Annotated in this window: 13 protein-coding genes and 1 rRNA gene; all 14 read right to left on the minus strand. The window is 70.1% G+C overall.

Going from position 1 to position 11996, the window contains the following annotated elements; all coding sequences use genetic code 11:
- Positions 1 to 15: 15 nt before the first annotated feature.
- Positions 16 to 1656, minus strand: a complete 1641-nt coding sequence (gene murJ, locus FGL98_RS16155) for a murein biosynthesis integral membrane protein MurJ (RefSeq protein ID WP_146318318.1) — start codon at positions 1654 to 1656, stop codon at positions 16 to 18.
- Positions 1653 to 2429 carry a hypothetical protein gene (locus tag FGL98_RS16160; RefSeq protein WP_146318320.1) on the minus strand — a complete coding sequence of 259 codons (777 nt, stop codon included), beginning with the start codon at positions 2427 to 2429 and terminating at the stop codon, positions 1653 to 1655. The genes murJ and FGL98_RS16160 overlap by 4 nt, the downstream gene beginning before the upstream one ends.
- Entirely contained in the window at positions 2430 to 3368 is a 939-nt protein-coding gene (locus tag FGL98_RS16165; RefSeq protein WP_186526207.1) for a copper transporter, read from the minus strand.
- Entirely contained in the window at positions 3365 to 4555 is a 1191-nt protein-coding gene (gene steA / locus FGL98_RS16170; RefSeq protein ID WP_146318324.1) for a putative cytokinetic ring protein SteA, read from the minus strand. The genes FGL98_RS16165 and steA overlap by 4 nt, the downstream gene beginning before the upstream one ends.
- Complete coding sequence (gene recN / locus FGL98_RS16175) at positions 4552 to 6249, minus strand: DNA repair protein RecN (RefSeq protein ID WP_146318326.1); 1698 nt, start codon at positions 6247 to 6249, stop codon at positions 4552 to 4554. The genes steA and recN overlap by 4 nt, the downstream gene beginning before the upstream one ends.
- Positions 6250 to 6255: 6 nt before the next feature.
- Positions 6256 to 7173, minus strand: coding sequence for an NAD kinase (locus FGL98_RS16180; protein WP_146318328.1), 918 nt, complete (start codon positions 7171 to 7173; stop codon positions 6256 to 6258).
- Positions 7174 to 7275: 102 nt separating this feature from the next.
- Positions 7276 to 8139, minus strand: coding sequence for a TlyA family RNA methyltransferase (locus FGL98_RS16185; protein ID WP_146318330.1), 864 nt, complete (start codon positions 8137 to 8139; stop codon positions 7276 to 7278).
- The gene (locus FGL98_RS16190) at positions 8136 to 8327 is read right to left on the minus strand and encodes a hypothetical protein (protein WP_146318332.1); all 192 of its coding nucleotides are present in this window, start codon (positions 8325 to 8327) and stop codon (positions 8136 to 8138) included. The genes FGL98_RS16185 and FGL98_RS16190 overlap by 4 nt, the downstream gene beginning before the upstream one ends.
- Positions 8320 to 8868 carry a hypothetical protein gene (locus FGL98_RS25485; protein ID WP_186526208.1) on the minus strand — a complete coding sequence of 183 codons (549 nt, stop codon included), beginning with the start codon at positions 8866 to 8868 and terminating at the stop codon, positions 8320 to 8322. Before FGL98_RS25485 ends, FGL98_RS16190 begins: the two co-directional genes overlap by 8 nt.
- A 50-nt stretch (positions 8869 to 8918) precedes the next feature.
- Positions 8919 to 9962 (minus strand): HAD-IIA family hydrolase, encoded by a 1044-nt coding sequence (locus FGL98_RS16200; protein ID WP_146318336.1) that lies wholly within the window; start codon positions 9960 to 9962, stop codon positions 8919 to 8921.
- Between the two features lie 24 nt (positions 9963 to 9986).
- A complete protein-coding gene (locus FGL98_RS16205; protein WP_146318352.1) occupies positions 9987 to 10328 on the minus strand; it encodes a single-stranded DNA-binding protein in 342 nt (113 codons plus the stop codon).
- A 103-nt stretch (positions 10329 to 10431) separates the two neighbouring features.
- On the minus strand, positions 10432 to 11187 hold the full coding sequence (locus FGL98_RS25490; RefSeq protein ID WP_186526209.1) for a tetratricopeptide repeat protein: 756 nt from the start codon (positions 11185 to 11187) through the stop codon (positions 10432 to 10434).
- Complete coding sequence (locus FGL98_RS25495) at positions 11079 to 11666, minus strand: hypothetical protein (protein ID WP_186526210.1); 588 nt, start codon at positions 11664 to 11666, stop codon at positions 11079 to 11081. Before FGL98_RS25495 ends, FGL98_RS25490 begins: the two co-directional genes overlap by 109 nt.
- Before the next feature lie 218 nt (positions 11667 to 11884).
- Positions 11885 to 11996 (minus strand): 5S ribosomal RNA (rrf, locus tag FGL98_RS16215); the annotation flags it as partial.

Here is an 11996-nt window from a genome sequence, read left to right on the forward strand (position 1 = left end):
TTTGTGGGGTGCTAGTCATGCGGGGTCCTCGCTGCGGTCGGCGGGCATCAGACGACCCAGCATCGACAGGAGTCGGCCGCCGGTCGACGGGTCGCCGATCCTTAGGACTCCGAGATAGACGAGCACGGTCACAAGCGCTGATAGTACGACCACGACCGCGCACGCGAGAAGCCCGCCCGGCTGCAGGGTCCGGCCGACCAGCACTCCGAGCAGTGCCGCGAGCGCCCCACCGACGACACCGACGGTCAGCGTGCGGGCGGCCGGGCGCACCACGTCCGCGCCCCACTCGCGCGCCACCAGCCACACCAGCCCAGAGCCGGCGACGGACATCCCCACCGCGCAGGACCAGCCGAGCGCCTCGAGCGTGGTCTTCGCGGAGTGCGTACCGCCGCCCACGACGGCGAACGGCAGGCAGGCCGAGATCAGCCAGCCGAGCGCGACGAGGGCTCCGCCCTGCCAGGCCCGGCCGGCGGCATACGCGGTGCGCAGCAGCAGTGCGACGGCGCAGAATCCCGGCAGGCCAAGGGCGTATGCCGTCACGCCGGCGCCGAGGGCGCCGATCGCCGATGATCCTCCGCCGGCTCGACTCGCATCCAGTGCACCGAAGAACCCGGTGGCCGGCTCGGCCACCGCCACCAGCGTCGCGGCGCCGAGCAGCCCGGCCGCCACGACCGCCGGAAACGTCTTGCTGAAGGCCTCGTGGGTGCGCGCGACCAGGTGCGGGAAGGCCGAGGTCGCCAGCGGCACGGCCAGCACGGCGTACGGCAGCTGGTACATCGCTTGCACGTACTGGTAGACCGGCAGCGTGCCGGTGCTTCCCCGGTGGTCGGACAGCCACGCGGTCGCCAGCACCGCGGCCTGCTGCGCCGCAAGTGCGAGGACACCCGCCCCAGCCAGGTGCAGCGCCTTGCGGCCCATGCCCGGAGGGAATCGCCAGGTCGGTCGCAGTCGCACTCCGGCCCGTGCCGTGGGCAGCAGCAGGGGAAGGCTGAGAGCCACCACACCCAGCGTGGTGCCTCCCGCCAGCGCCGTGACCGCCGCGTCCGACAAGGCACCCGGAGTGTTGCCCAGGCCGACGGCGAGCCGGCCGTAGACGGCATACGACGCAATCACCACGACGCTCGACAGCAAGGGTGCGATCGCCGCGGCCAGGAACCGCCGGTGTGCCTGCAGCACGCCGGACAAGGTGATGCCGATGCCGTAGAGCAGGACCTGCGGCGCAAAGACCACGATCATGGTTGTGCCCAGGTCATGAGCGGCGTGCGCCGGGCAGTCCGGGCCGCCGTCGCCCATCATGGCCGTCGCCAAGGGGTCGGCTACCGCCGCCAGGACCACCGCGAGGGGCAGCAGGATGCTCACGGCCCAGGTCAGCATCGCGGAGGCAATCTGGTCGGCCCGCCCTGGTTCGCCCGCGGCGAGGGCGCCGGCCACCAGGGGTACGACGACCGCGGCGAGCGCACCGCCCGCCGCAATCTCGTAGAGCGTGTTCGGCAACAGGTTCGCGGTCGCGTAGACCTCCCCCACACAGGTGCTGCCGACCGAGTGGGAGAAGACCAGCCAGCGCCCGAAACCCACCGCTCGTGCGACCAGCGTGACGACCGCGATCATCCCCGCGGCGCCCGCGATCCCAGCAGTCTGCCGAGGGGTCGGGGTCACCCGCGGCCCCACGCATCCAGCCGTCGTAGCACCGGCGTGTCGGCGATGACTTGGGAGAAGCTCACCGTCTCGGACGCCAGGGTCAACGAGACGACGATGGTCAGTGCCAGGAGGCGACCGAGCCGGCCGCTGCGCTCGACCAGGACGGCGCCGAGGACGGCCCCGATCGCGTTGGCGCCGGTGTCGCCCATCATGGATCGCCCCGCAAGGTCATCGGGCAGCGCCGCGGCCCCGGCGCCGGCCACGACGGCGGCCGGTGCGGATCCCGCCGCGGCAAGAGGTAGCCCGATCAGCGCGGCAGCCTTCAGCGCCCGGCCCGGCCGCAGGTCGAGCAGGTTGGCCAGGTTGGCACAGCCGGCGATCAGCATGCCGCCCAGCAGCGTGCGCACGACTCTGGTGTCCCGCCCATCGAGCAGGACAGCCGTCGTCAACCCGGTGGCGCCGAGGCCAAGAATCTTCAGGGTGCCGGTGGTCACCTCGCCCCGACGAAGCGCTCGCAGGTGTCCGCGTAGGCCCTTGCTGCTGCCGCTGCCCGCAACATCGTCGAGCAGACCGACAACGCCGCCCCCTGCCACGGCCATGCCGTAGGCGGCGCCATGCGCCCCTGCGGTCGCGAGGCCGAGCACGAGTGCGGGGCCCTCGAGCAGCGTCACAGCCCGGCCGGCGTAGTTCTCGCGCGCCAGCCCCTCCGCGACTGCGGGCACCCGACCCAGCGCACTGTAGGCGGTCCGGGTCGTTGCCGCGGCCAGCGCGGCGCTTACCAGCCGTCGCACCTATTTCCCCAGGTCCTTGGGCAGCGTGGCCGTCGCGTCGTGCGCCACGCCGTACTGGCCGGACTTGCCATGCAGCTCGTCGCGGAGCGCGAGCGCCATCGCTCCTTGCCCCATCGAGAGATCCCCGTCGTCGATGGTGCTCATCCTGGCCGCCGAATCCGGCGTGCGACGCAGCGCGGTCACCAAGGCGTCGGGTGTGCTCGGGTCGTCGCCCACGTCTCCGGCGGACACGCCGACAACGGCGTTCACGCTCGCACCGACCGCAGCCACCAAGTTGGTCCAGGCCGTGATGGCGTCGCCGTTGTTGTTGCCGGCGCTCATCGGCGACCACAGGACCACGACCGCTGACGCGCCCGCGGGGCGCGCCGGGTGCACGCTGATCACCTGGTCCTTGACCAACTGCGGCAGGACACCGGCAGCGCTCGCAGTGCTCTTCTGGGGACTGCCCCCGGCCACCGCCTTGCCCAGCACCGTGCCCGGAAGCCGATCCGCGGAGGTGTCCGACGAGTCGATGTGCAGGGCAGTGGCAAGCCCAGGGATGCCCTCCTTGCTGCTGAAGCCGGCGGCGGCCCAGTCCTTGGACAGGTAGCTGGTCGAGGCCACGCTGCCGCCGGCCGTCTTGACCGTCGTGGTGGTGGACCGCACCAGCGCGTCATCGGTGCCGGGAAGGACCACAATGGCGACGGACTTGTGGATGAGGGATCCGGTCACCACCGTTGGCAGCACGGCGCCGATGTAGGCGTCGCGCTGCTTGGTGGCGGCAGCAGACTGGCTCGCCTGACCACGCAGGGTGTTCTTCTCGGACCGCAGCTGGGTCACCTGCGCGTTCAGGGAGTCACCGACCTGACCGCGCAACGAGAAACCTCCTATGACGATACCGATCGCCAGTGCCAGGAAAACGGCGACAAGCGACACGATGTGATAGCGAAAATCGATCACGAAAACACCCCGACGATCCACGACCAGAGGTCATCCCAACGAGACAACAGCACTTGCAGGGCCGCCGACCCACCCGGGGTGGCGGCCATGGTGACCACAAGCGCGGCCAGTCCGACGCCCAGCAGAAGCAGCAGCCACGGTCCGCCGATTCTCGAGCGGTAGAGCTGGCTGACACCCTTGGCATCCACGAGTTTCCCACCGACTCGCAGACGAGTGAGGAAGGTGCTCGCCATGCCGGCGCGGCCCTTGTCCAAGAACTCGATCAGGGTCACGTGCGTGCCGACGGCGACGATGAGGGTCGCCCCTTCTGCATCGGCCAGCAGCATGGCGATGTCCTCACTCGTCCCCGTCGCCGGAAACACCACCGCGTCCTTGATCCCGAGGCTCTCGACGCGCTCCAGGCCCGGGGCGCGACCGTCGCGGTAGGCGTGCACGACGATCTCGGCTCCGCACCGGAGGGTGTCATCGCTGACCGAGTCCATGTCCCCGACAATCAGGTGCGGCCGGTAGCCGGCCTCCACGAGCGCGTCGGCTCCCCCGTCGACCCCGATGAGCACCGGCTTGTAGTCGCGGATGAACGGCCGCAGCGTCTGCAGATCTTCCTTGTAGTGGTAGCCGCGCACCACGATGAGGACATGACGGCCATCGATCTGCGTCCGCACGCTCGGCACACCCACGTCGCCCAGCAGCAGCTCGCGCTCCTGGCGCAGGTACTCCATGGTGTTGTTCGCGAACGCCTCGATCTGGATGGCGAGACCCGCGCGCGCCTCCTCCATCGCCGCCTCGACGGCAGCAGCGTCCAGCAGCGCACCGTGAGCCACGGCCTGACCGGCAACCAGCAACGAGCCACCGTCGACCGTGGCGTGCTGCCCTTCGGTGACCGCCGTCATCACGGTGTCTCCGACGGCGTCAACCAACGGCACACCGGCCGCCACGAGTATCCCGGGTCCCAGGTTGGGGTAGCGCCCACTCGTGGACGGTGCCGCATTGATGACCGCAGCCGGCTGGCAGGCGACCAGCGCCTCGGCACTGACCCGGTCCAGGTCGCGGTGGTTGATGACCGCGATGTCGCCCGGGCGCAGTCTCTTGGTGAGGTTCTTGGTGCGTGCGTCTATCCGCACGATCCCGCCGATCCGGGCATCACGGCCCCGGGGGCGGCGCCAGATCGAGGTCCTCACACTGCTCATCGTGCCAGTTGCATGAGTTCCTCCGCATGCGAGCGCGCGGCGGCGCTGTCGCTCACCCCGCCGAGCATGCGTGCGAGCTCGTTGCGCCGGTCGTCACCATCGACGACCGCGACGTCACTCAGACCGATGTGACCGTCGCTGTGCTTGCGCACGACCAGGTGCCGGTCGCCGTAGGCCGCAACCTGGGCCAAGTGGGTCACGACGATCACCTGCGCGTGCTTCGCGAGCGCCTGCAGCCGAGCGCCGACGTCCAAGGCTGCGGCACCGCCTACGCCCGCGTCCACCTCGTCGAATACGAACGTCGGCATCTGGCCACCGGCCGTGACGACCTCGAGGGCGAGCATCACCCGAGACAGCTCACCTCCGGACGCACCCTTGGCGATGGTTCGGGCGGTCGCTCCCTTGCTGGCGGCGAAGACGATCTCGACCTCATCGCAACCGTGTGGGCCGTAGCGCCCCGGGGTGGGCCGCACGTTGACTTCGATCCGCGCGGATCCCAGCGCCAGGTGTGCAAGCTCCTTGGTGACGGCTCGGGCCAGCTTTCCGGCAGCCTTCTCCCGAGCCTCGGTGAGGTGGCCGCTCGCTTCCTTCAGCGCGACATCGAGGGTGGACACCCGCTGGGTCAGCTCGGCGATCCGGTCGTCGGATCCGGCCAGCACGTCGACCTGCGCGGCGGCGTCCTTGGCCCACCCGAGCACGTCGTCGATCGAGGCGCCGTACTTGCGCATGACCCCCGCAAGCTCGGCGCGGCGGTCCTGCAGCGTGGCCAGGCGGGCCGGATCCACCTCGAGGTCGGCGAGGTAGGACGACAGGTCTCCGGCCACGTCCGCCGCCAGGATCCCGATCTCCTTCAGCCGCAGGTCGAGGGCCTCGAGAGTCGGGTCATGACCGGTCAGACCCGCCATCCCCTGGCGTGACCTGGCGATCAGCTCCGCGACGGAGACACTCTCGTCCGGTGCCTCCTCGTCACCGACCAGCGCGCGGTGCGCGACGGCGGCGCCCTCACGCAGGCCGTCGGCATGCGCCAGCCGGTCCACCTCGGTCGCCGTCGTCTCGTCCTCGCCGGGCCGCGGGTCGACCCGCTCGATCTCGGTGAGGCCCGCGGTCAGCAGGTCGAGTCGCTGCGCTCGTTCGCGTGACTGCTGCGTCAGCTCGTCCAGTTCGGTCCGGCACGCGGACCATTCGTCATGCACGTCGCGATAGGCGCACGCCGCCGCCTGCAGCGGCCGACCGCCGAAGTCGTCGAGCACGACACGGTGCTGCTCGGGCCGTTGCAGTCTCCACTGGTCGGCCTGGCCGTGCACCGCCACGAGGTGCTCGCCGAGCTCGGCGAGCACGCCCACGGGCGCGGATCGACCACCGATGTGGGCACGGGAGCGGCCTCGCTCGGCGATGCTGCGGGCCAGCACCAGTCCGTCACGGGCGGCTTCTTCCTCATCGGCTCCTGCCTCGCCGGCGCGCATCAGGGCGGGGTGCCCAGACGGCAGATCCACGATCCCTTCGACCAGCGCCCGGTTGCTGCCGGAGCGCACCAGGGCGGGGTCCGCCCTTCCGCCGAGCAGGAGCCCGAGGCCCTGCACGACCATCGTCTTGCCCGCGCCGGTCTCGCCGGTCACGACGTTCAGCCCGTCCGAGAGCTCGAGAAGTGCGTCGTCGATCACCCCGAGGCCCCGTATGCGGATCTCGCGCAGCATGCGCGGCTACTCCTGGCCCAGGCGTGGCGGATTCGTGCCGCGCCAACCCGACACCGACAGGTCGAACTTCGCCACCAGGCGACCGCTGAAAGGCGCCGACGTCAGTCGCGCGAGCCGGACCGGTAGGTCGCTTCGTCGCACATCGATGCGGGCCCCGGGGGGCAGATCGGTGGTCCGACGACCGTCGCACCAGAGCACGCCGCCGCCTCCGTCACCGTGTGGCACCAGGCCTACGGCGATCTGTGCGTCGTGGCCCAGAACCAGGGGGCGGGCGAACAGCGCGTGCGCCGAGATGGGCACCAGCAGCAGGGCGGCGACGCCGGGCCAGACGACCGGGCCCCCCGCGGAGAACGCGTAGGCAGTGGAGCCGGTGGGTGTCGCCATGATGACGCCGTCGCAGGCCCAGGTCGACAGCGGGCGCCCGTCGATCTCGACGATGACACTGACCATGCGCTCGCGCGCCGCCTTCTCGACGGTCGCCTCGTTGAGGGCCCAGCTCGACCAGATCGCTCGCCCGTCGAGGGAGACCTCCACTTCCAGCGTCTCGCGCTCCTCGACCGTCCAGGACCGCTCGACGATCTTGTCGACGGTGATGTGGATGTCGTCCCGCTCGGCCTCTGCGAGGAACCCGACATGTCCGAGGTTGATGCCCAGCAACGGCACCCCACTCGGGCGCCCGAGCTCGGCGCCGCGCAGGATGGTGCCATCACCGCCGAGCACCACCACCAGCTCGCAGCCGTCAGCAGGGTCTCGCGGGTCCACCACTACGACGTTCGGCTGCTCGGCGATACCGAACGACTGCAGCTCCTCCGGCATTCCGGCGACCTGGATGTCGTGCCGGGCAAGGTCGGTGACCAGGGCCGCGGCCACCTCCAGCGCCTCGGGCCGACCCGGGTGGCCGACCAGCAGGATCCGCCGGCTCATGCGGGGTCCCCGCGAAGTACCGAGCGGCAGCGAGGACTTCGTGGGGTGCTCATGCGGGGTCCCCGCGAAGTACCGAGCGGCAGCGAGGACTTCGTGGGGTGCTCATGCGGGGTCCCCGCGAAGTACCGAGTCAAGAAAGGTGTCCACGCCCGCCATCTTGCCGGTCGGCATATGCCGCGCCCACAGCAGGTACTCCCGGTTGCCCGTGCCGCCCACGATCGGGCTGGTGGTAATCCCGTGCACCGAAAGCCCGCACTGGCCGGTTGCCTCCAGCACGGAAGCAAGTGCCCGGTGCCGTTGCTGCGGCGAGCGGACGACCCCACCGTGACCCAGGTGTTCCCGGCCGACCTCGAACTGCGGCTTGACCAGCGCGAGCAGATGGCCGCCCGGCTGGGTGAGTGCCGCGAGGCGGCCCATCACGAGCGTGAGAGAGATGAAGCTCAGGTCGGTCACGACCACCGGCGCCGGCTCGACCTCCAGCACGCTCCGACCGGGGTGGACCCCGGGGACGACGGGCCGCGGCCGTGAGTCACCCGGCACGACCACGTCCCGGATACTGATGCCTGACAGGTCCGAGACGCGGGGATCGTCGCGCACCGGCGCCGCCAGCTGGCCGTGGCCGACATCGATCGCCATGACGTGGCTCGCGCCCCGGTGCAGCAGCACCTGGGTGAAGCCACCCGTCGACGCCCCGACGTCCACGCAGCGCAGCCCCTGCGGGTCCACGTCGGGAAACGCGTCCAACGCGGCGAGGAGCTTGTAGGCGGCGCGGCCCACCCACGGGTCCTGCTCGCCCGACACGCAGAGCGCCTGGTCGGCACGCACCGGCATCGCGGGCTTGCTGACGGTCACGCCCTCGAGCACGACCCGGCCGCTGCGCACCAGCTCGTGCGCCACGGCTCGCGACCGCGCCAGGCCCCTGGTCACGAGCTCCTGGTCGACCCGCTGTGTCCGGCCCGCCGTCACCGCGACAGGTCGGACAGACGTTGCTGCAGGCGCTGGTGCACCGCCGTCACTGACTCGATGTGCGCATCCAGCTCCAGGTCGGCGTCGGCCGATGGCCGCTCGGGCACCGTCGGCAAGTCGCGTAGCGCGGCATCGACGTCGTCGTCACCGGTCGTCGCAGGGCCGTCCCCAGGTGTTTCCTCAGTCATTCGTCGCCTTCTTGGCGGTTGTCCTCTTCGCGGGAGCCTTCTTCGTCGCCTTCTTGGCGGTCGCCTTCTTCGACGTCGCCTTCTTCGACGTGGTCGTCTTCGCCGGCGCCGCAGCCTTCTTCATGGCCGCACGCCGCGGGCGCGTCGGTGCGGGCACTGCCGTCGTGGTTGCCTGGACCCGCTGGTCGTCCCCCACCCGAGCGACGGCCACCTTCAGCTGCGCCAGCTCGACCTTGAGCCGGTCGATCTCGTCCTGGGCGCTCCCGAGCTCACTGGTCGTGGTCAAGCCCAGTCGCTGCAGCTGCGCCTCCAGCTCCTGCCGGACCAGGTCGCGCATCATCTCTCGGTTGGCGGCGGCGGCGGCAATGAGCTCGTCCGCAAGCGTGCTGACCTGACCCGCGGCCTGCGTGGCGCGCGCCGCCGTCGGGCCGACGCCGGGGATTGCCAGTAGCCCCCCGGCGGCTTCGAGCGCCTTGGTCCGGGTCAGCTCCCCGGCCCCCGTGACAACCTGCAGAGCCGCGCGAACACTGTCAATGGCCATATCGATCTCCTCGTGGTGCGGACGTGAACCTGCGCATCAGTGCTCTCACGCTAGTGCGTCGCCGACATCGCAGCCACAGCCTGGGCCACCGACAACTGACGCGTATCGACAGCCTGCCACAGGACACGCAGGGCAATACGGATTTGCGCCATCTCAACGTCTCCTTCGCCTGGTTGTGCATCCGACACCAGCTCGACGCGGGCCGACTCCTCCTCGCCGACCAGGGCTCCCCGGACGCCGTCGGCCCGCCAGTGACCACCTCCCTCGTCGACGGGTTCGTCGTAGGGCTCGTCAAGGGCGCGCAGGTCACGGGCGACGAAGCGAGGACGCAGGTCGTTCGGCGCGGCCACCAGATCCGCCAGTCGGTGCACCCCGGTCAGCACGTGCAGAGCGTCCATGTGGGCGGCATGCGCACCGGCGATGTCGGTTTCGATGCGGTCCCCGATTCCCAGCGTCCGACCGGCATCGGACCCCAGTCGCGTCGCCGCCAGCTGATACATCAGCGGCCCCGGCTTTCCCACCACCTCGGGCTTGACGTCCACGGTCGTCTGCACGGCCTCGACGAGCGTGCCATTGCCCGGTGCGACGCCACGATCGGTCGGCAGCGTGCGGTCGGTGTTCGTGGCCACCCAGTGCGCACCGGCCTGGATGGCGTAGGCCGCCTCGGCGAGGTCACCGGCCGTGACACTCGCCCCATAACCTTGCAGCACCCCGGCTACCACGCGTCCGGCAGCATGCTCCTTCGGCGTGACGTGGGAAAGTCCGCCTGCTTCGAGCGCGACTGCGACGCCGGGGCCGCCGATCGCGAGCACCTTCGCGCCCTTGGCCAAGGCCTCCCCAAGGACCTGTGCACCCACCATGGAGCTGGTCAGCACCTCCTCCGGGTTGGTGTCGACCTTCAGGCTCACAAGGTGATCCGACACGTCCGCCGGAGTTCGGGAGGCATTGTTGGTCGCGAAGACGATCCCTGCGCCGGCGCTGCGTGCCGCGTTCAACGAGTCCGCCGCGTAGGGCACCTCCTGCTGCCCTCGATACACCACCCCGTCCAGGTCGCAGACCAGCGCGTCATAGCGTGAAAGGAGTGTGTCCGTCATGCACTCATTGTGTCCGGTGCCGGGCTACGCACTGCGTGCCACCCGGGAGATCGACGTGGCTTCAACCTCACACATACTCGTCACACCGCTCCCACCACGCCAGAACCGGCGGCGTAGTGCCCCGCTGACGTCGATGATGTCATCGACGGCCAGCGTCAGTGCCCGCCGCCGGGTGCGCGCCGACCAGCAGACGACCTCGATCGCGTCGACGCCGCCGCGGACTCGGCCACCCGAGCGCCGCTGCGGTCGCTTGACCACCACCCTCAGCGTCACCAGCTCATCTCCGCTCGGCAGAAGACGCTGGACCGGCAGCACCGACAGCCTCCCCACGAGCCGCACCTCATTGACCTGCGCCACCTCGTCCATCTGCGTCACTCCCCTCATGTCCGTCGTACACACGAGGGTGGTTCCTGCCGGCTGGATGGCACCACTCAAATGTGCCGCGGGTGGACACACAGGCTCCGGGAGGTCAGGTTGTGGACTCGTCGTCCGGCGACCAGTCCTCGTCCTCGAGCAGGTCCGTCATCACCACCCCGTCGAGCAGATCGAGCCGGTCGGCAGCATCGGTCTCACCCTCCTCATCGGCGTCCAACGCCTTCGCGAACCAGTCGCGAGCCTGTGCCTCGTCACCGCTGGCGAGCAGCGCGTCCGCATAGGCGTAGAACAGGCGGGCTGCCCACGGCTGAGTCGTAGCACGCTGCAGCGCCGGAATTCGCAGCCCGACGACGGCGGCCTGCGGCTGTCCGAGATCACGCCGGACACCCGACACGACGATGGCCAGCTCGATGTTGTCCGCCTCGGACAGCTGCGCCGCCTCGGCCGAGGACGCCAGTTCCAGGGCGCGGTCGGGACGGCCAAGACCGCGCTCACAGTCCACCATGTAGGGAAGCAGGTGGTGAGACCCGGAAAGCCGGCGCGCCGTCCGGAACTCCCGCAGCGCGTCGGCGAACTCGCCCCGGCGGTAGCGCACCAGGCCGAGCGCCTCGCGCACCCCGGGCACCCGGCCCGCCCGGCGGGCCGCGTGCTCCGCATGCTCGAGCGCTCGGTCCGGATCATCCTCCAGGTAGGTAGCGACCGCGACCAGGTGTCGGGCCACCCCGTCCGCATTCTCCTTGGTCAACGTCCGCAGCTGGGTCCAGACCGCCCGGTCCAGCTCCTTGCCGGTGATCTCGTCCGGCAGCTCCGGCTCTCGGCGTCGCTCACGGTGCCCGTCCTCGTCACGCACCGAGGCTCGATCCCAGCTGCGCGGGCCACGTACTGCCCGGTCAGCGTTGTCTCGCCGCTCGGGTCGCCCTCGCTGATCGTCTCGACCATGAAACTCCGGTGGTCCGCCCCGGTCATCACGACGCGGGCTCGCGTCACTGTCGCGACGCGGCCGGTCATCACGACGCAGCCGGTCACCACTATCGCGACGCGGCCGGTCATCACGACGAGGCCTCTCGTCGCGACGCGGCCGGTCATCACGACGAGGCCTCTCGTCGCGACGCGGCCGGTCATCACGACGAGGCCTCTCATCACGACGAGGCCTCTCGTCGCGACGCGGCCGGTCATCACGACCTCGCGAATCCCTGGACCCGCCCCGGTCATCACGACGAGCCGGCCCGTCGGAGCCCGCAGCGCGCTCCCACCGACCAGAACGTCCCGATCCCCCTCGAGCCGGACCTTCACGGTCTCGACGCTCATCGTCGTTCGGGGTGCTCTCATCAGCCACAGCGGTACAACTTTCTCGGTTCAGATATGTCTGCATCGCGCACGCGTCGCACGCCGGTCAGGTATTCGACCCAGTCTACCGCCGCACAACTGCCTGGGGTTTCAACGCCTCCGGCGGCACCCCGACGCGACGTGATCCGACTCTATAAACAAAGATTGGAGGCCGTTCCCGGTATTACCCGGGAACGGCCTCCAACTTCTTTTTAATGTTAGTCCGGCAGTGTCCTACTCTCCCACACCCTGTCGAGTGCAGTACCATCGGCGCTGAAGGGCTTAGCTTCCGGGTTCGGAATGTGACCGGGCGTTTCCCACTTCGCTATAACC

Source organism: Leekyejoonella antrihumi, assembly GCF_007845645.1.
In the GTDB taxonomy this organism is placed as follows: domain Bacteria; phylum Actinomycetota; class Actinomycetes; order Actinomycetales; family Dermatophilaceae; genus Leekyejoonella; species Leekyejoonella antrihumi.